Source organism: Desulfogranum japonicum DSM 18378 (genome assembly GCF_000429945.1).
GTDB lineage: Bacteria > Desulfobacterota > Desulfobulbia > Desulfobulbales > Desulfobulbaceae > Desulfogranum > Desulfogranum japonicum.
This window is the reverse complement of the sequence record NZ_AUCV01000014.1, coordinates 44,157-67,625: the sequence shown is the minus strand read 5'-3', so window position 1 is coordinate 67,625 and position 23,469 is coordinate 44,157. Positions and strand designations below refer to the sequence as shown.

The window sequence follows — 23,469 nt, the reverse complement described above, 5'->3', positions numbered from 1 at the left end:
TACCCCCACTAAGTCTCCTGCTGGCCGCTCACCTCTTTGCACGTAACTGATCACAGGTGCTCCATCTTTGCACGATCGAGGTTTTCCGCAGAGACAGCCTACCGGAGTCTTCGCTTACCTGCGAAAAAACGCGCTTGCCTCAACCTGAAGAAGCTGTGATAAGTTACGACTCTGAACCAATTGAAATATCAGCGTTGTTAACCCTGTGACCAGTCACCGTTAACACCTTCTCATAACTTGGCAGCACGATACGGGAAACAATTGATTGCCAGCCCCAAATTTCAACACTTTCCCTCGCAGCTTTGCTCATATGAGGAACATTTGACGAGTTCACCATGTCTCGAATCCCCTGAGCATATGATTCAATATCATCCTGTGTAATGACACCGTTTTCACTGTTAACAAACATCAGATTTCCAACCGTATTAGTAGCGACCACTGGCATATGAAAAGCAAAATACTCCAATGTTTTTAATGGGGGGCCGCCATCCAAAATACCTTTTGGTACATACGACAAACCAACATCGTACTCTACCAGGTTCGAAAACAGTTTCTTCCTCTCAACAGCCCCATGAAACAGTATTCTATCGCTAAGCTTAAGAGACGCAACCAGCTGCTCAAGAGACTCTTTGATATTGCCATTGCCATAAATATCCAGGGTGATATCTTTGTTTTCAGCAGCAACCTTAGCAAAAGCCCGCAGCATAGTTCCAAGCTCTCTTCCTTCATTGAGCGATCCAATATACACAAATTTTCTAGCTTCTGTTTTTATTGGAATAGTCGGAATTGACAGCAGATCAACACCAGGAGGTACCACTGTGACCGGCACCTCTTTTCCAAATACTGTTTTCGCAGACAACTCACTATGCGAAAAAATGAGGTCATATCCTTTACGTTCAAGATTCGATTTAGACTGTATAATTTTTCTCATAATCCCTTTCCACACAAGCGGGGACCTAATGTCACATACATATTTTGGCCTTTTTATACCCAATGAAAGAAACGGGATGAGACCAAAGCCTGCAAAGGTGAAAACATGGACAATATCAGGGGAAAAAGATTTGAGAACCCGGCGTATTGTGTAGAATCGCTCTAAGGGATTGTTAGCATAATACACAGTCACTCCATTTGATTCGAGGAGATCGGTACTACCTCCACTGGCCGCCACCATGCTTACTTGATGTCCCTGTTGAGCTAAAGTGCAAGGGATATAATTCACTGTAGCCTGTTCTGATCGACCTAACTCGACTCTGTGTATAAAAAGTATTTTCATAGTTCAAAATTTATTTGATCCAGGTTTGATGTAATAGTGGTTATTCTACACAATAGCAAACAGTGATTATTATATTACCTTGGACTTAACATGACCTAGCCATCTCCACCCCCACTCTGCAACCATACAACTATACAAATTCAATCTATTTGCAGTTGAATCGCAAACACTCTGAAGATATTCTTGTTGAGAAATATAATTGAGCGAGAATAAATATTCAGCTAAATACAGAGTTATGTTATTAATCTGCTTTTGTGTGAGGTCTTTCTTGAAACGTCCTATCGACTTTGAAGAGATAGGTTTATTAAGAGATTGATGATGGGTATGCTTTTGCATTTTTTTTGCATCGTCCGTTGCATAGAACTTCAGCATTTCATCTTCAAAATCTATACCAAGAAAATCAATTATTTTTTTGACAGATTCATTTGTGTTGAGTACCAAATTTTCATATTTAAGCAGCATAACCCTGCCTGCACCATACTTCTCCCTCGCAGATAAACTATAGGCTAACGCCTGTTGCCAATCAATTGCAATCCCTATTGGAGTTTTTCCTTGAAATTTAAGTTTCAGTGCAGAAGCAACAACATCCCTAGGATCTCTAACCATCACAATAAATTTGCATTCAGGGAATAAAATATTGAGAAGTTGCATGGAACCAACGTACTGTGGTGTATTATCTCCCCAGTATAATAGCGACTCTCTTTTATTAGAATTTAACTCAAAAAGTGCCACTTCCTGTATGAAATCAGCGTAGGAGCAGTAGTCTTTATCAAATAAAACAGAAAGATCTTCTTTTGTAGGAATTTTTTCCCACCCTTCTCGTAGTAAATACGCACGAACAGGTTCAATAATTTTTGTTAAAGAAACTTGATCGAATTGGGTAAATTCATTTTTAATTTTTCCAAAAACATTAGCAATGTAATGTGTTTCCTGTGAAATATAAATACTTGAATGCGAACTTAATATTAAACGCAACAACGTGGTCCCAGACCGATAACATCCAACAACAAAAACAGGCTGTAATCGTTTCATTTTTATCGTTCTATAATTCAATAATACCGGCTACACGCCGGCGATTTCATAAACGTAATACGTTTGCAAAGGCGAGAATTCTATAAAAAGCTCTTTTGTATAATCAGCTAATACACACGCATTACCATTGCTCTTCGAAATGAGCATTCCAACGTATTTATAATAACTTCTTTATTCCAAAGAAGTTAATATGCATAGATGTCCAGATACCAACTTTTGCCTTGCCAACAATCAAGAGAATAATATTTTGTATAGATATCCCTGTTGCGACAGCAATAGCTATACCCACTGCACCATATTGTACCAGTAAAATTGAAAGAGCTACAGTGAGCAAACCGACAATAACAGAAGTAACAGTGAGCACCTTTTCGTTACCGGTATGAATAAGAAGCATACCGCAGGATCCCGCCAGAACACTGAGTATTTTTCCGGCACACAAAATGATGAGTAAATCATTTGCATGTCTATACTTCTCGCCAAAAACAACAGCGAGCACATCAGCTGAAAAAAACATAAAGACAAACAAGAGAATTAACGATGGAACACCTGCAAGAGTTGCACAAGAACGTAGCATTCTTTCCAACTCAGCATGTTTACCTCTAATATGCATTTCGGAAATTTTTGAAGCAACAATAGCGTTAACTATCAGGAGGGGCATTGTAATAGGTTGAACTAATCTCAAAGCTGCGCCATAATAAGCGACAGATTCTTCAGATAAAAACGAACCAATAATCCATAATGGAGCCTGATTTACGGCAAATATCATAAGGCTATAAACAAGAAGCGGATAGCTAGCAGATAATATCGCCTTATAATTTGCCACAGTATTGCATTTTTCGCTTACTGCATGTACTTTTTTCACGAACAAAGCGAAAGAAATCACAACGGAGACAACCGTAGCAATTAATGTAAAAACAAGAGCTTGGGACAATGTCATTCCAGCTATACAAAAAAAAGCCCCCAAGAGAAAAGACATAAGAAGAGCATTAGTAGATACCCCCCCAAAGACTGTCGCTTTTGGTATATCATCAAATCCTCTATGTCCTTCAGCTAAAATAGTTTGCAATGCTAAAAATGGTACAGTGAGAAAAGGAATGAATATATTGCTATTTATCGTTTGAGACTGGAAGACAGCATGAATTATTTTCCCCATCCATGCTGTTTGCCCAATAAAAAAAACTACACAGCTTATAATTACGACGACAAGCAGAATGAATTGAATATCAGGTTTTATAGATGCACAATCTTGCAAACCACGAGCAGAGGAAATTTGGCGGACAATTACCTGTCCCAATCCTAATTGAGCAACTAAAGCCGCCATCCCAACAATACTGAGCAGAATAAAATACACCCCTAATTCTTCCGGGGTGAGCATCCTGGCGAGCAAACCGTTTATGACCACTGTTGCAATAGCGGAAAAGAGTTTTCCAGCAAAAACCCATACCGCACTACCAAACAATCGGTTTGCAAACAGATTTTCAAAAAACGTATATTGTGGAATACGCTTCAATTGTTGTATTTTTTGAGAAGGCATTACCATTTGATGCCTTTAAAAATTACATCCTTACGGATAGCATCTTTAAAGGGAGCAATAAGTAAAAAAATCTCCTTCATTACTTCTTCAGTTAAGTAATGAGGAATTACACCTATATCTAGCAATCCATGATACACAGGGTTGTAATAATGCTCTTCAGCTTCTTTTCTCGGATTTTCAACAGATCGTATTACAACATCATACCCGAGGCTTCTTCCGACAGTGCACGTGAGTTCTGCCAGTTCTCGCACTGTGAATGTTTCCATTATCTGGTTGAAAAATCGAAACTCACCCTGCTTTGCAGGTGTTTGCACAGCCTTGCCAACACACTGCAGAGTATCCTTTATATTCAGATAGCCTCTTGTCTGCCCCCCTTGGCCATAGACGGTTAGCGGATAGCCAACGATAGCCTGGGTAATAAAGCGATTAACCACTGTCCCAAAAATTTCATCGTAATTAAAAATAGTCTTCAAACGTGAATCAATCTTTGATTCATCGGTCTCAAGTCCATACACCGGCCCTTGCATCAAGTTGGTAATACGAAGCTTCCATGTGCGTACGGCAAACCACATAAGATCCGTATCCATAATTTTAGATGTATGATAGATGGAAGATGCTTGACGAGGAAACAGGAAGGTATCCTTACGACCTTTATGCTCAACTTCAAGCCACCCTTCTTCAATATCTATGTTTGGAGTGCCATACTCTCCCATGGTGCCTATGTGAATAACATGGGTATCCGGCTTTAAGTCCTTCAAAGCAAACATGAGATTGTTCGTGACCAACAGATTGTTGGAAATCGTAGTATTTGCGTACTTATAATTAAGAAGAGAATATGGCGCGGAAGGTTGTTCCGCATAATGTATTACAGTATCTGGAGGAGCACAAACGGCTCCGTTACTCGGCCATTGATATGTAACATCCCCTGTAAAAAATGAGCGCATTACTTCAGGATCTGTCAAATCACCAATGACTACCTGGATAGTGTACCCGGTTTTTTCTTGCCAGATAGCGGCACGTTCCGATAACGAGGGAACATGGAACAATGTGCCACAGTCCAACTCCGTACAGGCATTCCGACGAAAATAATTGTCTACTACGGTAACGTCATGTCCCTTGCCAGAGAAATACATGGCTGTTGGCCACCCTAAATAGCCATCTCCGCCCAAAATCAAAATGTGCATAGCACTACCTCGAGAGTATCGATAATACGTATTTTACTATTCCTGAAAGAGGACTTACTGAGAATCAGAAAGAAGATTATTTTCATGTAGAAAGGATGCAATAGCGGATTTATCTAAATACGCTTCCTGCGCTGAATTATATGGACGATCAACAGTTGTAGAAACAATATCATGATATTCATATCTAATTTTTCTATACAACCCTCTGAACGCTGGTATAATGGCAAAATATTGAGGCAATTCGTATGTCCGGCGAGTCTCTTCATGGCTCAACAGCTCCTCATACATCTTCTCACCAGCTTTACTGCCAATAATATTTATAGGAATATCCGTCGGCTCATATCCATGCAAAGGCGCCAGCTCTTGAATCATCACTTCTGCAAGATCTTTAATTTGAATTACAGGCATTTTAGTGACAAACACTTCGCCGCCCTGCGCTAATTGCGCAGAGTCAATAACTAAACGTGCCGCTTCTGCAATGCTCATAATAAAACGGGTCATTCCTGGATCTGTTAATGTTACAGCCTCTCCCCTCATAATCTGATTTCTAAAAATCGGTATTACAGACCCCCTGGATCCCAACACATTACCAAAACGTGTTGATGCAAAAATCGGCCCCTTACCCCTCACGGTACTATTGGCAGCTGTAATCAAACGCTCTCCCATTAATTTAGAAGTACCCATGACATTCGTGGGGTTTACCGCTTTATCAGAACTCGTAAAAATAACGCGCTCCACTCCACTCTCGCAGGCCGCATCAATGACATTTTCTACACCTAGAATATTGGTTTGAACGGCCTCAAAAGGAGAGCGTTCACTTAAAATAACATGTTTGAAAGCAGCAGTATGAAAAACTATATCTATTCCTTTAAATTTTCGATGCAACTCTACACTATCACGAACATCTGCAAGAAAAAAAGAAGAATTAGGATGATTTATATATTTTTGTTCAAGAAAAAATAATTCAGATTCATTATTATCAATACCAACTAGCTCTTTTACTACATTAGAATCTAAAAACTGTCTAACAAGCTCCTTCCCAACCGTACCGCAACATCCTGTAATAAGGACAGATTTATCCTTGAAAAATAACATATACTATTGCCTCCATAATTTATACCTCTAACATAGACTCTACAAGTAAGCTACCTTATTACTAAAGTAATTTCTCGTTTTTTTATTATTAAATTTTACATACAGTCTCAACGAAATCGTAATGACTTGTCAGCAGTGAAGCACTGCTATGACGTAAATTTTTCCAGGATACATCTATGCATCATACATTTATCATGCCAAAAGCATATATTAAATATCGAGATAACATAAGTAGAATTTCGAATATGCTATCAGTTCTTCTCCACTATATGCTTATTGCACAGTGAAATACCTGGCGTACCTTTACACTAAAAAAGAAAAGTAATTCAACGCAATACAGGTAACAACAAACTATATCATTCAACTGTAATGTGTCTATTACCTGTTGTTGTTACAAACGTAACACTCGATGAGCAGGATACACTGTAAAACAATACATTATGCGCCTTCGAGTATTCTGCATAAACCTTCAGTAAATTTCTCTTGCGTAAAGGATGAAATATATTTACTGCGTGCGGCTTCCTGCATAGAAGGTACACATCCCTGATCCAGCAGGTGACAAATCTTTTCAGCATAGAGTTCAGGATTGTGCGCCGGCAAGATGGCCCCGTTTTGACCATCATCAACTATGGTTGCAAGGCCTCGCCAATTAGAGACAACTGCAGGGATTCCCATGGCCATTGCTTCGATCACAGCAAGGGGTTGAGTCTCAGCTCGAAAAAAAGTGGGAAACAAAAAAAAGGTTGTCCGCCTGAGCATGTCGAACTTCGGCTCCCCTGACACTATACCGCGACGAAAAATGTTGCTTTCAAGACCATACTTTTGGACGAGTTGATCTAATTTCTCGACTTCATCTGCAGTACCCTGACCGATGAGATTTACCGTGAAATCCTTACGCCTCTCTTTAAGATGCCTTGCAATTTCAACAATATCAAAGACACCTTTTTCTCTCGTTAATACCCCAATATAACTCAACACAAGGTGCTCTTCAGGATCACGGTAGGCAGGAGCGTCACCGTTTAGTGGATCGGGAATACCATTAAACAAAATGACATCTTTTTGAGACTCACACATTTCTGAATCATTGGGACTCACATCCGCACAGCGTACAGTTATATCAGGTCGAAAAAACACCCGGCGCGCCCAGGCCCGAACAAAACCAGGCATGTGAATGAGTTGAGCCATTCCGCCGGTTCCGTGAAAATGATACACCCTTGTTCGTGCTTTTCGTCGGAGAACAGTCAACAGGAGAAGATCCTTCAGCAGACCTATGGTACTTGGCCCAGATGGACAATAATACAGTACATCATATGGAGCTTGAAACATCGTCTTTCGCAAGCTTTCAATGATCAGCCTGGCCAAGCTCGTCAGCTTACTGAAAGACAGCGAACCACTTTCACCAATATTTTTTTGAACCTGAAGATCAATCACCTCAACGTCATGCTTCCTTTGAAGCTCCTCAACGGCCCATTGAAACATCAGGGCCTGGCCGCCTAGAGGAGGAGGAAGCATGCCCACAGCAAGGATACGAAGCTTGTGATCTTTCATATAGCTTTTGCTCCGATTTTCTGGCAGAAGTCTTCATCCTGACACGCCCACTCAATCATTTTACGTGCGGCGAGAGAATAATCTGTCGAACATCCGGTTGCTTCAATTGTGCGCTGAATTGGAATCGGGAAATTTGTTGTCAGTTCCCGTGCCTGCATGCTGTTAATCGGACGTGGAAGACTTACCTTACCCATTATTTCTCCAGCCAGCCCCAGACATTGGATGACAAAAGACGGTGCATACCAGGCACCTCCTACCCCAAGCGCTGCGGCCAGATGACTGCAAAAGGTATTCATAGAGAGAGAAGCGTCGGATATGTAATACACTTTATGCGGTAGTGCCGAGAAGGGCATTTTTGAAAAGGCAATTGTCTGTGCTGCAATTGTTTCAACATAGCCGTAATACCGTTTGAATTTCTTATCACTTGTGATAAGGAATTGTTTTTTGGCCAAACGATACAATAGACCATCACGGAAACGTTCGAGTCCAGGCCCCCAGATATAAGAAGGGCGTAAAATCAACCATTGCTCTTCAGGAAGATTTTCGCGGATGTACTTTTCGGATATGACCTTTGACGCGCCGTAGCATTCCGTCGGCTTATAATCTACCTCATTTTTTGGGGCTTGACCTTTAACACGATGAACAAACTGCGTTGAATAAAATATGTATTTGGGCGTTGAATAATTACGTACAAGCCTAACCATTGCATGTGTCTGGTCTACATTGCACTGGTACTCATCCATGGTTAGCCCAACTTCAGTGTAAGAGGCCAGATCGAAAACACATGAAAAATCATACTGAGAGAAAACCTCCTCCATCTTCCTGACATCGCGAATGTCTGCATCCAGTTGAATAGAACGCGGATGTGCAGACAGATTTCCGTTGGCAATGTCTACAGAGACAACCCTGTAACCTTGCTCACATAGAAGCGAAACAAGGTGGCTTCCGATAAAGCCGCGACCTCCGGTAACAAGAACGGTTTCGACATGTGGTGTGTTTGCATCAATTGTCATATGACTCATTACTCATCAAATATTCTAATAAACCTATAATCCCGCTTCCCTCTGCCTGAACATTCATCACCATGAACAATAACTTCCTCAACACTTGCACCAGCACTTCTGGGAATCTGGATAACAATGGATGTAATTTCGAGTAAAAATATACATTCCTTTAAACTCCAATGGATAGCCTTACTGTTTTTGCCGTAATCCTTTTACCTGGAAAATTGCTCAGCCCAATAGGCCTGAAAATATTTTGTATTATAATATAGATACCGTTTATACAGTCGCCTTGGCTCTTTCCACAATCTATAGAGCCATTCCATACCACATTTACTCATCCACGCCGGGGAACGCTTAAGGATGCCCGCATGGAAATCAAAAGCTGCTCCAACACAAAGCATAGGGGCATGTATTTTTCCTTTGTGGTTTACAGCGAAAAGCTCTTGCTTGGGGCAGCCAAGACCAATAAAAACTATTCCGGCTCCACTGTTGTTTATCCGTTCTATAACACTATGATCTTCATCAGCCGTGAGAGGCCTGAAGGGAGGGGATTCCATACCGACTATCTGTAATGCCGGCAATTTTTCCGTGAGATTCCGTCGCAAAGCATCTAGAACGTGTTCTGTACTTCCATAAAAATACACAGGCACTCCTTCATGTGAAGCAGCCTTACATAATTTCCAGGTTGTAGCTGGCCCACACACGGTATTTTTAAGCCTTGTTCGATGAAAATGATTAAGCGCCCAACGCACAGGTTGGCCATCGGGACAGGTCATATCAAATTGCTTGCTGGCTTCAAAAAACGCCTTGTCTTCTGTGGCTAACATGAGACCATGCACAGGCATGAAATCGATAACTGCTGATTGTCGCTGCTTGGCAGCATCAATTATCAGGGCTATCGTTTCTTCATAGGTCGTTGGAGTAATCGAAACACCAAAGATTTCTTTTTTTTCAGGAAATGTAACCATTATGACTCGACAGTTATTTTTTTGTAATCGTTATAGGCCAGTTCAACGCCTTTAATTAAAGGTGTGGTGTGTTTCCAACCCAGCTGATGAAGTTTTGAACAATCAAGGAGTTTTCTAGGTGTACCGTCGGGTTTAGTGGTATCAAAAGACAAGTTACCGGCAAATCCGACCACCTGTTTTACCGTTTCAGCAAGTTCACGAATAGTTACTTCTATCCCTGTTCCCAGATTGACATGCTCATCACCACTATAATTTTCCATGAGAAAGAAGCAGGCATCTGCCAGGTCATCTGCGAACAGAAATTCCCTCTTGGCTGATCCTGTGCCCCAGACAACAACTTCAGGAGAATTGGACATTTTCGCTTCATGAAAGCGACGAATAAGGGCCGGGAGCACGTGGGAATTTTCCGGATGGTAATTATCGTTAATGCCGTAGAGATTTGTGGGCATGGCTGAGATAAAATCAGTTCCATATTGCTGGTTATAGCTTTGACAGAGTTTGATGGCTGCTATTTTAGCGATGGCATAAGGCTCATTGGTTTCTTCCAGATAGCCACCTAAAAGCTCAGATTCTTTCATGGGCTGAGTAGCCAGTTTGGGATAGATACAGGAGGATCCCAGATTGAGCAGTTTTCTCACTCCGCATCTAAAGGCAGCATCAATGATGTTGGCGGCAATCATAATATTTTGATAAATGAACTCCGCCCGGTAGGTATTGTTAGCGTGAATACCTCCGACTTTCGCAGCAGCAAGGAAAACGTATTCAGGCTTTTCTGCGTTAAAAAAGTCTTCAACGTCTTGCTGCCTGATAAGGTCGAGCTCGGAATGGGTCCGGGTGATTATGTTTGTGTAGCCTTTAGATTCAAGGGTTCGCATTATTGCAGAGCCCACCATTCCCCGGTGACCGGCTACGTATATTTTTGCGTTGAATTGCATTGCGAATTTTGTTTGTTTATTTTCTCGACAGTTTGCTTTTCCGCTGGTCGCTTAAGCGTCTTGTTTGACGGAGCACACTGCATCGATTGTTGTTTATACAGCAATCTCAATTGCCTTTGCTGAACGATTGAAAGACATACAGATTTTTCCACCTTGCACGAGGGAGCATTACAGCACTTTGCATTTGCTCTATTCGTGATGGTTCAACACTGTATAGCCTTCATTTATACATAGTTCGTCTTTTTGAGCATCCTGCAAATCAGACCGTACCATTTCAGCAACCAACTCTTCAAAAGTAGTACTCGGAGTCCAGCCGAGCTTATCCTTCGCTTTAGCAGGGTCACCTAATAATGTCTCAACCTCCGTGGGACGGAAGTATCGCGGATCAACACGCACAACAACAGCGCCGGGCTTTAGCAGAGAACCCTTATATTGCTCTGGAATAGTCTCGATGATACCGGTTTCATCTATGCCTTGGCCTTTCCAGAGGAGCTTTATCCCCAATTCCTTGCAGGCAGCATCGACAAAATCACGCACCGAATACTGCTTACCGGAGGCAATAACAAAATCATCCGGTTCATCCTGCTGCAACATCATCCACTGCATTTCCACATAGTCTTTGGCATGCCCCCAGTCACGTTTAGCATCCAGATTGCCAAGATACAGACAGTCCTGCAAATCAAGGAAAATGCGAGCAATTGCGCGGGTTATCTTTCGAGTGACAAAGGTCTCGCCACGTAAAGGTGACTCGTGGTTGAAGAGAATGCCGTTACAGGCAAACATATTGTAGGCCTCACGATAGTTGACAACAATCCAATAGGCGTACATCTTTGCGACTGCATAGGGCGATCTAGGATAAAACGGTGTTTTTTCGGTCTGCGGAATTTCCCGAACCTTACCAAAGAGTTCAGATGTTGAAGCCTGGTAAAATTTTGTTTTTTCAGTTAATCCCAGAATCCTGATAGCCTCCAGCAGGCGCAGAGTACCCAAAGCATCTGAATTGGCTGTGTATTCAGGTTCTTCGAAGGACACCGCCACATGGGATTGCGCTGCGAGGTTGTAGACTTCATCAGGCCGCACTTTTTCAAGTATGTGAATCAAGTTACTGGAATCTGTCAAATCTCCATGATGCAGAATAAATCTTCTGTTGCGCTCATGGGGCCCTTGGTACAAATGATCAATACGATCCGTATTAAAAAGGGATGCCCGGCGTTTAATGCCATGAACCTCATACCCCTTGTTTAAGAGAAATTCGGAAAGGTAAGCACCGTCTTGACCGGTAACTCCGGTAATTAAAGCTTTTTTCATATCAGTTAGAAATCGTTAATGTTTGTTATATGTTACCTGCCGTATTCCCCATAAACCTCTATGACGGTTTCCAGGAACAGTTATATATCAAGGGGGCCAAAGATTGATTATCAGTGTATCCTGCCCCAAATATTCCCTTGAGGAGCAGCAGGACCGGAGCTTATACCACTCAACATCGTCCGGAACAGGCAACCATGGAGTCTCAACCGGACTTACTTCTTCTACGAGGGGAGTTTATTGGATTGAGGATTTGCAGCCATATATTTTTTTTGGACATGGCGCAGAGTGTAGTTCTCTTGCAGCTATATTCATTGCAAACACATAGCAACCAATTGAATTTTACAGTTCAACCTCAACCAGATTAAGGTAAGCGATGAGTTATTTTAACTGGTACAATCACCTAACAATCTCACTGCAAAGCAATTCTATATACAACAAATAACTACCTGCCTCCACCTGCCAGAACAACAGCAACAGTGCGAAAAAGTAATTTTATATCAAGTAATAAACACCAATTATCAATATATCGTAAATCCATTTTCATCCAATCATCGAAAGATATATCATTACGTTTGCCTGACACCTGCCAGATACATGTAAGCCCAGGTTTCATACTCAACCTACGTCTTTGACAAGGCAAATACTCTTCTACCTCTGCAGGAATAGGAGGCCGAGGACCAACCAGACTCATCTCTCCTTTAAGAATGTTGAACAACTGTGGAAGTTCATCCAAACTTGTTTTGCGGAGAAAGGAGCCTACAGGTGTAATCCGCGGATCTTTTGCAATTTTAAAGACAGGTCCATCCATTTCATTCTGATCATTAAGAGAGGCCTTTAATGCTTCTGCGTTCTCAACCATAGTTCGAAATTTATAGACTCTGAATTTTCGACCATTCAATCCCGAGCGAACTTGAGAAAACAAAACAGGTCCCGGCGAGGTAAACTTAACCAGCAAAGCGATCAGCAAAAAAACAGGACTAAGTGCAACAATACTGATCAGGGCTGCGAAATAATCGAAGAAACTTTTAAACAGGAGCTCAAGATCTTTTTTAGGAGTAGAAGATAGAGCAAGCGTAGGAATCCCTACAAAATTCTCAAAAAATATAGACGCAGTTTCTGGCCTGAACATAATTTGCTGCAACTGCCAATCCGGCATAATACGTATCTTAACTCCAATTTTCTCTGCAAAGGCTATTTGATCATTAACGTTTTCTATCTGCTTCAATGGTATGGCAAAGATTACTTCATCAATGACCTGATTCAGCAAAATGAATTTAAACTGACGCATGTCGCCCAAAATTTTTATATTCTTTTCGACTAATTTGCCAGTGAGAGCCGCATCAATTTCCAGACAACCAACCACTTCGTAATTATCGTCTTCTGCTCCCAAAATAGTACGTATTGTTTCCTTTGCGCGATCCCTTGAACCTACGACCAAAATACGAATCTGATCTTTTCCCTTTGATTTAATCACCCGCAGGTAATGGCTTACGGCCAAACGCCTTGCAAATAATACCAAAATCAATACCGAAACATAAAGTCCTAATAGGATACGACTCACTTCAGACTGATGAAGGATGTATAGTGTTACAATAACAAAAACGCTACTCAAACAAACAATCAATATTGCCTTTATCAATTCTCTAAAACGAGATCCTACAATAGTAGGAATAGAAAAATGGAAAAATGACAACATAAAATTATAATAAAATAAATACAGAAGCAATACTGTAAAATAATTTGTACTTGAAGACAATCCTGAATATCTACCCATATGATTTTCTTTCACAAAATATATTATTACATAGCAAAGAGTAGCGATAAATATATCTATCGCATGAAGCACTACGCGAGACCTTCTATTGTTCCAGAAAAACATTATTATCACCTCTTCATTCAAAACTACTATCAAGCAATTCCAATGGCAAAATACCCTATATATATGAGTTAATAGTTATATTATATTTAATAGATCATTTTACTTCTATAGCAAGTGCTAATTCTCTCAAGTCTTTATCTCCTGGACGCAAAGCTAACGCCGATAAATATTGTTCTCTTGCGTAGTTCATTAAGCCGTGCTCCTTGTATAACTCCGCACATTTCACCCGAATTTCAAAATCGTCAGGAAAATATCGGGTTGCAGTTCGAAGCACCTCCAATGCCGCTCCGGACTGATTTCGGCGCATAAAAAAACTGTACTGCTGCCAGAAATATCTTTTCTCAAGTCGTTCTGCCTGACCAAATAAATTAGGAATATGCCGATAAACCCTGGCTGCACTAGCGACTTTCCCTTCCTGCTCATAGAGCTTTGCCAACGCAAGCTGACAGGTAATGCTATCAGGCACGTAACGAGCCAAACCTATTGATGAAATCCCTTGCTCAGAATACAAGTTTAGAGTTTTAAAAGCTTTTCCAGGAAACAAGGCTAGCATTTCAGACAAATAGGCCAATGCCTCCTTTTCCTTAACTGATTGCAGCAGTAAAGATGCATACCAGGAGGCGTAAGCATAATTCTGAGGATCCAACTGCAGGGCAATTTTACCATTTTCTAATGCTGGCCCTATTTCATATACCTCGGCCAGGATTTGTGAGGCTGCTTGAAAGTATCGGGCTGATGCGGGCTGTAACTGTTGAGCAGCCGCAATCTGGTGAATTGCTTCCTGGTGCTCATGCAACTGAATCTGAATTTGAGCATTTAAGAAAGGATACAACGCGTTAAAGGGAGCCCAACAGGCTGCTTTCCTGGCACGTGAAGACAATTCCACCAACTCCCTGACAGATCGTTCTTTCCTCGGCAACACCTGTTGTCCACGCTCAAGCTTCTCTCTTGCCTCGTAGCCGACCTTAGCCAGCGCTGCGCCATAGGTGCTATTGGCAGGAAACTGCAACCCTGCATACAATTCTCCTCCATGAAAAGCGAGGGTGCAAAACAAAAGCAGGGGCAAGGCAGCACAGGTCGCCAAGTATAACGACCGTGGCACTGCAATTGCCGCAACACCTACCCGAGGCTTTGCATTTCTCTGCGATATTTTTACTGAAGCAGACAGCAGCGCCAGCATAATACAAAAGTACAAACCGACGCTGGAGCTTACATGGAAATCCAGTTCCACAATGCAATGCACAAGAAAGGAGAGCAAACCAGCTAATACCGCGCTGTATAAATAGCGGACATACCTCTCCCGACGGGATTTAAAGTGACCATAGGTGGCAACAAGCACTGCAACAACAAACCACGCTATACACACCGACCCAACCACACCGTTTGTTACCAGTGATTCTATATATTCATCATGGGCATGTTGGGGCAGAATTCCAGACGTTGTTGTCTCATACAAGGGATAGGCACTGTAATATGTACCTGCACCTGTACCTGTTATGGCAAAATCTCGTATTATTGCCTTCGAATTTTTCCAAAAACCTGTACGCCCCGTTACAGTTACCAGATCATAATCAATGGCTTTTCCAAGGCGATAATCAACTGTTTGCAAAGCATCCTTACCCACACCGGTCAACAGCACCAACGCTATAAGGCAACCAATGAATGCCAGAGCTGAAAACTTTATCTGCTGCCGGTTAAAACCCAAAAAAAGAAACACAGACAACCCTGCACAACACACCCCTCCCCTTGATTCACTCAATCCCAACCCCAAAACCACCAGCACGATAGCCACGGCATACAAGAGTTGTCTACGCGTTGAACGAGCTTCCAGAAAATACATACATCGCTTGACAATTGGACCTTTTGCACCATTCACCCTGGATCGGTAGTAGAGATAATGGGCCAAGATCAAAGGGGTAACCAAGCACACCATTGCCCCGAAATGATTTTTATAGGCAAAGGTTCCAAAAAAATTCTGTACAGAAAATTCACGTATCCACCATACCCTCGTTGTGCCACTGTAATGCTGCAGGATGCCAATAATGCATACCGTACTCACGACAACAACTATGCTGGCTGTCAACTTGCGCATCTGGGCCCTGGTGCGAATACACTGAATCACAGATACATAAATGGCCGCATAAGCGCTGAAACGAAGCAACTCCTGCAAAGTTTCCCTTGGAGCGAGCGTAATGGGTGCAAAGTTACGCAAGCTTTCAGATGTATTCATGGCGGCCTGACTATATATCTCTGCAGCTTTAGGTGATACGAGGGAGAGCACTCCCATTGGCAGGGGAACTAGCTGTACAGCAACCCAACCAAGATATAGACAAAGCGGCAGCATCCCAGGCACTCTTTCCAGGAGTTCTTCTGTTCGATACCTATGGATAAGCCAGACAAGCAATGCTGAAAAGGCCACCACTTCAATCACCATATTCGACCAGATATCAATACTGCCAAATGCCAATGGTGCGAACACGACGAGAAATACCAATACTGTATTGATGCGATTATCCATAACAATAACAGGTAAACAAAACGTATGATAAGTCTTGCGTTATACAACCAGAACCAAGGAGGATTATTCTGAGAATACAGTCAAAAGAGAGGAGAAAGGGTAACTGCATTTTTCACAAAGGACAGCTACCCCACCTACAACGTTTACGGGGATGTATTGCATACAGCACAGCATTCTAACCATATACTGTTCAACTGTCGCCTTTCGGCATCCACATCATACATCAACGTTTGATATATAAATAAATTATTTTTTACGTCGTATAACAGCAGTAATGCCCAGCATACCTGCACCGAACAGCATCATGGAACCAGGCTCAGGAACACCATTTGCTGTCAACAACATATTGGTCTGGTAACTTGCAACCAGATTGCCATCTGCATCGACGAAGGTGCCACCAATCCAGAAAACCAGGTCGCCATATTGATCCAAATACCAGCCGTCAAACGAATCATCGAGATCAAATGTTATTGTAAAGGTGAACGCTGCCAGTTCAGATTCGCTATAGGTATAGCTGATACCATTGGCATAGGATGCTCCGTCACTAAGCTCAAGAGAGGCATATACAGGCACGGTCTCATCCAATGTTCCGCTGTCGCTGTACAGAAAGGCATACCAGCCGCTTGCGCCCACAGAACCACTGAAATCCCACCCGTCAACCACATACTCCTCGCCCCAGTCAGAGGCGCTTGCTCCACTGATATCACCAAGCCCCCAGAGATTAAAAGAGGTCAGGCGATAATCGTTGGCAAGAGCCTCATTATAAAAATTTGTTTGAAATGCAGCTGTATCTGCACCTGAAGTATAAGTTGTATAAACGGTATCTCCCATGACAACACGGGTAGCGCCATTGTAAATATCTGCTGCTGTGGGTGTGCTGCCACCATTGCCAAAGAGCACCCCTTCAATGTACAGAATATCATTTGCGTTAAATTCAAAGGTATACGAAGCTGCCTGCGCACCAGTGCTGAAAAACAGGCATCCGGCAGCTGTTGCGGTAAGACTCGCCAGTAACTTGTTCATTTCTTCATTCTCCTGCAATATACCGTAACCATACGGTTGTTTTAGTGACACCTGACTGCCAGGCAGATGTCGACACTCAAAGCCTTTTGCCTCTTCAGTTCAACCTTCAGATACTGTAATGAAACACTCTGCCCAATACAAAGATCATACTTTCGGTTGAGCACGCACAACTTCTATGTCCAGCAACTACATACCTCCAGAAACATGTGTTAAAAGAATTCTGCCATGTAATTCTTTTAAAGAATACACATACTCCTGACCAGGCATAAAATATATGATATAAACAACATTTTTTTACTGGGGAAAACTCAAAAAGTAGCAAAAAAGAGCCCCAGTGAATAAGAAAAAACTATGAGTTTTTGTTTATGAATAGACAACACAGCGAACATCCATCAACATACTCCTGTATCATCATTTGATGAAAGGCAAGATACCAGAACAAAATGAAGTATGCAAACTGGCTTCTTCAATAGCGTTTCCGTCTTTTCGGAAGGAATACTCTTGCAACTTATCTTGTCGCCACAAGCTCTCCAACGCCAAATAACTCTCTTCTGATATCGTCAGGTATATTGTTGTGGTTACGAGTTCGTAATGCATCAATACACAGAACAGCGTTCATGCAACATTGAATAACCTCGCGGAGTTACAATAAAAATTTAGCCAGCAATATGCTGATTAAAAATAAGACTATAAAAAAAAACTAACGTAAAAAAAATATTTAAGGAAGTCGCTAATTTATAACGTTTTCACGTGGCGACAACGGCAGACAGAATGCAATCCTGGAGTTGCTCCAGGTCGTCTGCCTGGCTGGTGCGGGTTACTTCAAACGAAGGTACAGATTGAGATACAGCAGCACACTGTTGAAAATGGCCTGCACCTCCCACTTGCTGCATTAACCGAGTGGGCATGGTGAAACGAATATTTTTCAACATGGCTTGCCGAGCTGAAATCCTGGTACAGGACACCCTATCCCCCTGCTCGAGAAAACAGATGGCCTGAAGAGCATACCTCTCATTTGTATTACATGCAGGTACTGGCAGATAACGCTTTACTTCACCATCCTGAACTGGTAGCAGGGTGCCTGCAGAGGGAGATATATGCTCCACCATGTTCGGATGAATTTTCAAAAGAGGAAACGCAGGCAACACCCTGACTGTTTGCTGTTGCATATCAAGGGCCACCACATCATCTGAAAGTACGCTGTACCCATGTTGCATGAGCCTTCCTGCCAGGGTTGATTTCCCGGCACCGGAGTCTCCGACAAGGGCTATAACCCTACCATCAGCATCGGCCACACAGCTGCCATGAAATACCAGATAACCACGAAGATAGAGCAATACCGCAAACACAACTCCGCTTAAATACAAAGCCAGGGTGCGATTATCTGCACAGGGTGCCGGCCGCAAAACTATCAGGTCATCAACAGTAAGCCGGTATTCCCCGACTCCGCTGAAATAGAGCACAGCTGTGCCCCGCTCTGTATCAATATTGAAGAGGAAATTCCGTTCCGTGTAGAAGGCAGCAAGATCTTTTGGCTGCTCAAGACGAATATGCACATCGCAACGTTGCTGCCTGGCAATGGGGGAAAATTCCATCACAGGCAACTGGGAACGTATGGCCAGGCCAAAGGCACTGTACCATTGTTCTTGCACATCCACTGTTGAGAGATACGAGAATACCGCTGCTCAGCGGCAAAAAATCACTGAGCAACGGTAAAAGACAGGCAAGGTGGGTATTACAGACTAGGATGATGCCCGGCAGGCTCAAGGCCCTGACCATCCTGTGCGCCCCAACCTTTGAGGGTAATTTTTTCAACGCTGCCATAATGGGTCAGCTCAGGCTGTGCCCACTGCTTCTTTTCAGTATTATTTGTAACTTTCTCTCTGGTTTCCATCACGATCCTCCGATCATAGTAAAAGACAACAAAAAAGCTGGTAACATAGAAGTATGATGGCAGTAGGTACTTGATAAACACACTCATGGGATGAAATCAAGCCTTATTTAGTTTTGTTTGCCGCAACCCCTTTCTTATTTGCCCTGCCCACAGCTTATGCAGTCCGTTGAACTAACTGTGTTCAAACAACAGTTTATGCAAATATACATTCATGATCACCTCAAATATTTTTTTCAAGATACCAGAACCGGTCGCAACAACGTAACAATACTCTGTGCTATATGATAAAAGATAACTGATCACAGATATAACCACGCCGCCATGAGTTTCAAATTACACACTATTTCAACCAGTAGCAGCGTGCCAACATGCCTGATCCATGTTCGGATGTGGCCTGCCAAAACAAGTAAACCATGACGTAGAACTTGCAAACACAGCAAAACTTTAGTAACAGAAAAAGGTCTCTTCAAAAATGTCATCTCAATAATTCAGCATACAAAACCGACTGGCAGGTTGTGCTTATTTCATAGTTTCTACGGAACATAAGAGGGATAGTTCCGCAAAGCGCAATCCCTGGCTGGTACAGTCTGGGGGGAATGCACCAGCAAATGAGCCTGATCGGTAAGGATGGAGGCAGAGAAGAGGCTACGGCAGGCATGTGCGTTATACGTGTTAAATAAAGGTTACTGTTTTGTGGGTGAAGCTGGTCTGTTGGGGGAGTTCCGGCTAAAAAAGCGTGGGGAAAAGCACTTAACTTTTGTGATCCGTGTAACGCACCCTACCCAAGTTTGTACCAGATGATACTCATGGGAGTATATGGAATTTTTTGGCGGGTTAGGGGTAAATATTACTATTTGGGTAATGGCTGCAGCTTCATGGTGCGACGTGTGTACCATAAAAAAAGCTCTTTAGTGTAAAAGCCCTGGCATAATCTGCCAGGGCTTTTGTGGTGTGGACAAGGCATTACCACCTTTCTGTGCCGATTATCTGATTGACATCCATGCAGGTTGCTTTTTCTTCTTCGCTGAGATCAGCAAAATTTTTCACCTGACCTTTTCCCGGATTAACCGAACAGGAAAACTCTTTACCTGCTTCATCACGTACCCATACCAGGGATTCATACCCAACGCTGTTCAAGTTTGTATTTCTTTCACTATGTTCCATGATATCCTCCTTGGATTGTGTGATAATTACCAACGCTCTGTTCCTATGAGCTGATTAACATCCATGCATTGTTTACGTTCTTCTTCCGTTAAATCGTCGCGGTCACTGATATCGCCTTTGAGTACATCAATGGGGCATACATATTCTTTACCGTGTTTATCTTTAATCCAGGCAAGTGATTCATATCCGTACATGGTAACCTCCATGGGTAGTGTTTATTGTGTTCTTCCTTTGTGATTGAGACATTAATCACCACAAGGGTTGTAGCAATGGGGTTAAAAAAAGGAATAAATGATAGTTTAAATTATCATCTATTAGAAATAAGATGCTATTTGCCGGGATAGAGAGGTCATTCGGAGATGTTGGGTTAAATTTGTGATCTGTGTGGTGCGTGTGACGCACCCTACGAGTGCAGTGCTACGAAGAGCGTGATGGGGATTAGATATAACATTAAGAAGGACGGGGCTATTTTTTTATGCAGAAGGTTGTCACTACGATGAAGCCGTAGGGCGCGTCACACGCACCGAACAGATTGAATTGCTGGCTTTATGGTATTTTCAATACGGTTAGACCACATGCTTTTCCAGCCATTTGAGCAGGCAAACTGTTGCGTAAAGTTGCAAACTGCTTTCAGGCTTCTGGTGACTAAGGAGTTTGTGGGTAAATGCGGGCGCAAGATATTGGCTCAGAAGCGGGTTAGCTGAATCACAATGTTGTGCCAGTATTTCTCTGCCTGCAGTTCGGGTCTGCTGCATGAACACAGGGCTCAAGTTAGCCTTGGTGAGGCGCTGGCAAATTTTGGGAGGCAGAGTGGATGCCATGGCCTTACGGAGAATGGCACGACTCCAGCCATTATGAAACTTCTGTTCCGGAGGTAGAGCCAGGCAGAATTCCACCAGTCTGGTATCGAGAAACGGGTATCGCTCCTCCATATCATATCGGGATGCCACCTGATTGCTGGTTTCCAGAGCAAACATGAGGTGCGGCAGCGCGAGGGTAGCCTTGTGATGATTGCGTGCATTGCCAACATCTGTATGGGTTTGTGATGAACTTTCATAAATAAGCGGAGCCAAAGGGTTACGCTTTGCAAACTCCTCTGAAAAACTGGCCTTGCAAGTTGGCAGAGTTATAACCGTACGCAGGATAGGCGAATCAAGCAGCCATTGGAGTACCGGTTTTACAGCATAGGCTGCTGCCAGCCTCCACAGTGGCTGACGACTGCCACTCAAGTGTTTCATATGCTGCAGTTCCCTATGCAGTCTGATCCACCCGGGCTTAAGAAAAAGCTGGGGTAGAAGTTCGTAGCCATGGGAAACCACAGTATCGCCATCAATACCATCAAGAAACACCTGCACCCCATCATTTCTTGCCTGTTGGTACAGAGCTCTATGTATATAAAGGTTGGGATTGAAAAAGGGAGCATCGAGCCAGGAGAGTTCCTGATCTAACTGCTGATAGATATCAGCCTGGCTTACATCAACAATCCGTGGTTGTACCAGTACCTGGTCAAGCACAGCCTGGCGATACACAGTCTCATCCACCCTAAAAGCATCTTCACCCTCAAGACCGCTAAAAACGGCAGAATAGGTAAACAGCTCCCTGCCAGCCTTGTTCAGTAGGGGTGCGGCTGTACAGACAATGGAAGAGGAATCCAGCCCTCCACTTAATGTAGAGCCAACCACACCAGAGGATTGCAGCCTGCAATGGACAGCTTGAGCAAAGAGTTCCCGGAACATTTGTGCATATTGTTCTGTGTTACCGCAATTTATAGGGGCGACTTCATGCGGACTCCAATATGTATGGGTTGTTGTTTTCTGACCATGAACCTGTTTAATGGTTGCAGGAAGCAGGCGGTGGATATCCTGAAAAAAAGTGTGCGCAGGATTGGGAACAAGGCGCAGAATATAGGCAGCAAGGGTGTGTTCATCTATGGCACTGTCAACCAGAACCTGAAGTGCTTTGATCTCTGAAGCAAACGCAAAAAATTGTGGAGTGTGGCAATAGAATAACGGCCGAATCCCCAACCGGTCGCGCACGCAAAAAAGGCGTTGCTGGCTGGTATCCCAGAGTGCAAAAGCGTAGTCACCCGTCAGGTGACGGGGAGTATCTGTGCCCCAGTGTTTCCAGGCGTGGAGAAGCAGGCCGTTGTCGCTGTAGTCTGCAGGATTCAGGTTCAGGTCATGGGCCAGTTCTGTTCGATTATCAAGACGGACATCCCCGGTTAATAAAAACTGCTTACTCTGGCAGACCAGGGGAGTCTTTTCAACAGTTTGGCCGGTATCTGTTACAAAAAGGCTGAAGCCCAGGCAGGCGCGCCCAAGGGTTTGGACTTGAGGAAGGGCCCCTGCCCGTTCTGACATGGCAGATAACATGGCGTGTACACGTTGACCTGCACCTGGGTGCTGCTCGTTATAGACAATGCCTGCAATGGTGCTCATGGGGTCAGGCGCAGTGAAGGTAAGGGGGTGTAGGAATCCAAATCAGGAATATTGCCGATCACAATCTGATCATCCACTACCACCCAGGCATGGGCCTTAAGCTCGGTTGTTTCTTTTTTCACACCAATACAGAGCTGGGATGCTATCTGATTTCTGGTAAACAGGTATTGGCCAACCAGTCCGTTGACCAGACAGGTGGCATGGGAAAAACGGCGGTCAATGGCTCGGATGGCCCAGAGTATATCGGTTAAAGTATATATGTTTTCGAGCTTACCAGACGGTGTCTGCACATATTGGACAACAGACCTCAACGGGCGCAGGCGCAGGCCAAACCAGATTGCCAGAGACAGCAACAGGGAGGTAAGGAGAAGTTTTTTTCTCGAAAAAGGCAGAGTTAAAAATTTGATCATGGCAAGATATGGCTGCGAGCAGTAAAACATTAATGAAAGTAAAGCATTACCAATTGCAGATGAATGAGAAAGAGCATAAACCGTGTTTAGGGGAAAGGCAAACAAGAAGATATCAGCTGAGAGTATGATGGTGCGAATGACGCATTCCCTACCCTCTTTCCAGCAAGAAAATAATCGGATGAAAAAAGAAATTATGCTGTAAGCAGTTGTTTTTCTCCCTGGAACCCGGGACGCCATACGTTTTATAAGGCTAGGGAAACAC

General features: G+C 43.1%; 19 protein-coding genes. All 19 read right to left on the bottom strand.

The annotated features are described in order from the left end of the window. Positions 1–163: 163 nt before the first annotated feature. On the bottom strand, positions 164–1,273 hold the full coding sequence (locus tag G493_RS0108505; protein ID WP_084813489.1) for a glycosyltransferase family 4 protein: 1,110 nt from the start codon (positions 1,271–1,273) through the stop codon (positions 164–166). Between the two features lie 69 nt (positions 1,274–1,342). Further along, on the bottom strand, positions 1,343–2,305 hold the full coding sequence (locus G493_RS0108500; protein ID WP_028580032.1) for a sulfotransferase family protein: 963 nt from the start codon (positions 2,303–2,305) through the stop codon (positions 1,343–1,345). 157 nt (positions 2,306–2,462) lie between these two features. Beyond that, positions 2,463–3,839: an oligosaccharide flippase family protein gene (locus tag G493_RS0108495; protein WP_028580031.1), complete on the bottom strand. Its 1,377-nt coding sequence runs from the start codon at positions 3,837–3,839 to the stop codon at positions 2,463–2,465. Further along, positions 3,839–5,023 (bottom strand): NAD-dependent epimerase/dehydratase family protein, encoded by a 1,185-nt coding sequence (locus tag G493_RS0108490; RefSeq protein WP_028580030.1) that lies wholly within the window; start codon positions 5,021–5,023, stop codon positions 3,839–3,841. Before G493_RS0108490 ends, G493_RS0108495 begins: the two co-directional genes overlap by 1 nt. A 54-nt stretch (positions 5,024–5,077) precedes the next feature. Continuing rightward, entirely contained in the window at positions 5,078–6,118 is a 1,041-nt protein-coding gene (locus G493_RS0108485) for a polysaccharide biosynthesis protein (protein WP_028580029.1), read from the bottom strand. Positions 6,119–6,556: 438 nt separating this feature from the next. After that, positions 6,557–7,666 (bottom strand): glycosyltransferase family 4 protein, encoded by a 1,110-nt coding sequence (locus G493_RS0108480; RefSeq protein ID WP_028580028.1) that lies wholly within the window; start codon positions 7,664–7,666, stop codon positions 6,557–6,559. Next, entirely contained in the window at positions 7,663–8,679 is a 1,017-nt protein-coding gene (locus tag G493_RS0108475) for an NAD-dependent epimerase/dehydratase family protein (protein WP_028580027.1), read from the bottom strand. Before G493_RS0108475 ends, G493_RS0108480 begins: the two co-directional genes overlap by 4 nt. A 203-nt stretch (positions 8,680–8,882) precedes the next feature. Next, entirely contained in the window at positions 8,883–9,638 is a 756-nt protein-coding gene (locus G493_RS28460; RefSeq protein ID WP_051309140.1) for a WecB/TagA/CpsF family glycosyltransferase, read from the bottom strand. Beyond that, complete coding sequence (gene fcl / locus G493_RS0108465) at positions 9,638–10,573, bottom strand: GDP-L-fucose synthase (RefSeq protein ID WP_028580026.1); 936 nt, start codon at positions 10,571–10,573, stop codon at positions 9,638–9,640. Before fcl ends, G493_RS28460 begins: the two co-directional genes overlap by 1 nt. Before the next feature lie 189 nt (positions 10,574–10,762). Further along, positions 10,763–11,881, bottom strand: a complete 1,119-nt coding sequence (gene gmd / locus G493_RS0108460; protein WP_028580025.1) for a GDP-mannose 4,6-dehydratase — start codon at positions 11,879–11,881, stop codon at positions 10,763–10,765. A gap of 442 nt (positions 11,882–12,323) precedes the next feature. Further along, the gene (locus G493_RS0108455) at positions 12,324–13,760 is read right to left on the bottom strand and encodes a sugar transferase (protein WP_028580024.1); all 1,437 of its coding nucleotides are present in this window, start codon (positions 13,758–13,760) and stop codon (positions 12,324–12,326) included. A 94-nt stretch (positions 13,761–13,854) separates the two neighbouring features. After that, positions 13,855–16,278: an O-antigen ligase family protein gene (locus G493_RS0108450; RefSeq protein ID WP_028580023.1), complete on the bottom strand. Its 2,424-nt coding sequence runs from the start codon at positions 16,276–16,278 to the stop codon at positions 13,855–13,857. Between the two features lie 246 nt (positions 16,279–16,524). Beyond that, the gene (locus tag G493_RS0108445) at positions 16,525–17,301 is read right to left on the bottom strand and encodes a PEP-CTERM sorting domain-containing protein (RefSeq protein ID WP_028580022.1); all 777 of its coding nucleotides are present in this window, start codon (positions 17,299–17,301) and stop codon (positions 16,525–16,527) included. 746 nt (positions 17,302–18,047) lie between these two features. Then, positions 18,048–18,953, bottom strand: coding sequence for an AAA family ATPase (locus tag G493_RS31965; RefSeq protein ID WP_153306458.1), 906 nt, complete (start codon positions 18,951–18,953; stop codon positions 18,048–18,050). Between the two features lie 83 nt (positions 18,954–19,036). Beyond that, on the bottom strand, positions 19,037–19,195 hold the full coding sequence (locus G493_RS33365; protein ID WP_153306457.1) for a hypothetical protein: 159 nt from the start codon (positions 19,193–19,195) through the stop codon (positions 19,037–19,039). A 963-nt stretch (positions 19,196–20,158) separates the two neighbouring features. After that, positions 20,159–20,359, bottom strand: coding sequence for a hypothetical protein (locus G493_RS0108430; RefSeq protein WP_028580020.1), 201 nt, complete (start codon positions 20,357–20,359; stop codon positions 20,159–20,161). Between the two features lie 26 nt (positions 20,360–20,385). After that, a complete protein-coding gene (locus G493_RS33820) occupies positions 20,386–20,553 on the bottom strand; it encodes a hypothetical protein (RefSeq protein ID WP_167332847.1) in 168 nt (55 codons plus the stop codon). 372 nt (positions 20,554–20,925) lie between these two features. Next, complete coding sequence (locus G493_RS0108420; protein ID WP_028580019.1) at positions 20,926–22,797, bottom strand: asparagine synthase-related protein; 1,872 nt, start codon at positions 22,795–22,797, stop codon at positions 20,926–20,928. After that, positions 22,794–23,207: a lasso peptide biosynthesis B2 protein gene (locus tag G493_RS33720; protein WP_161629809.1), complete on the bottom strand. Its 414-nt coding sequence runs from the start codon at positions 23,205–23,207 to the stop codon at positions 22,794–22,796. The genes G493_RS0108420 and G493_RS33720 overlap by 4 nt, the downstream gene beginning before the upstream one ends. Between the last annotated feature and the right edge of the window lie 262 nt (positions 23,208–23,469).

Bases quoted from the DNA above. Each gene is read 5' to 3' on its own strand.
- G493_RS0108505 (WP_084813489.1), bottom strand. From the start codon at position 1,273: ATGAAAATACTTTTTATACACAGAGTCGAGTTAGGTCGATCAGAACAG.
- G493_RS0108500 (WP_028580032.1), bottom strand. From the start codon at position 2,305: ATGAAACGATTACAGCCTGTTTTTGTTGTTGGATGTTATCGGTCTGGG.
- G493_RS0108495 (WP_028580031.1), bottom strand. From the start codon at position 3,839: ATGCCTTCTCAAAAAATACAACAATTGAAGCGTATTCCACAATATACG.
- G493_RS0108490 (WP_028580030.1), bottom strand. From the start codon at position 5,023: ATGCACATTTTGATTTTGGGCGGAGATGGCTATTTAGGGTGGCCAACA.
- G493_RS0108485 (WP_028580029.1), bottom strand. From the start codon at position 6,118: ATGTTATTTTTCAAGGATAAATCTGTCCTTATTACAGGATGTTGCGGT.
- G493_RS0108480 (WP_028580028.1), bottom strand. From the start codon at position 7,666: ATGAAAGATCACAAGCTTCGTATCCTTGCTGTGGGCATGCTTCCTCCT.
- G493_RS0108475 (WP_028580027.1), bottom strand. From the start codon at position 8,679: ATGACAATTGATGCAAACACACCACATGTCGAAACCGTTCTTGTTACC.
- G493_RS28460 (WP_051309140.1), bottom strand. From the start codon at position 9,638: ATGGTTACATTTCCTGAAAAAAAAGAAATCTTTGGTGTTTCGATTACT.
- fcl (WP_028580026.1), bottom strand. From the start codon at position 10,573: ATGCAATTCAACGCAAAAATATACGTAGCCGGTCACCGGGGAATGGTG.
- gmd (WP_028580025.1), bottom strand. From the start codon at position 11,881: ATGAAAAAAGCTTTAATTACCGGAGTTACCGGTCAAGACGGTGCTTAC.
- G493_RS0108455 (WP_028580024.1), bottom strand. From the start codon at position 13,760: ATGTTTTTCTGGAACAATAGAAGGTCTCGCGTAGTGCTTCATGCGATA.
- G493_RS0108450 (WP_028580023.1), bottom strand. From the start codon at position 16,278: ATGGATAATCGCATCAATACAGTATTGGTATTTCTCGTCGTGTTCGCA.
- G493_RS0108445 (WP_028580022.1), bottom strand. From the start codon at position 17,301: ATGAACAAGTTACTGGCGAGTCTTACCGCAACAGCTGCCGGATGCCTG.
- G493_RS33365 (WP_153306457.1), bottom strand. From the start codon at position 19,195: ATGGAAACCAGAGAGAAAGTTACAAATAATACTGAAAAGAAGCAGTGG.
- G493_RS0108430 (WP_028580020.1), bottom strand. From the start codon at position 20,359: ATGGAACATAGTGAAAGAAATACAAACTTGAACAGCGTTGGGTATGAA.
- G493_RS33820 (WP_167332847.1), bottom strand. From the start codon at position 20,553: ATGTACGGATATGAATCACTTGCCTGGATTAAAGATAAACACGGTAAA.
- G493_RS0108420 (WP_028580019.1), bottom strand. From the start codon at position 22,797: ATGAGCACCATTGCAGGCATTGTCTATAACGAGCAGCACCCAGGTGCA.
- G493_RS33720 (WP_161629809.1), bottom strand. From the start codon at position 23,207: ATGATCAAATTTTTAACTCTGCCTTTTTCGAGAAAAAAACTTCTCCTT.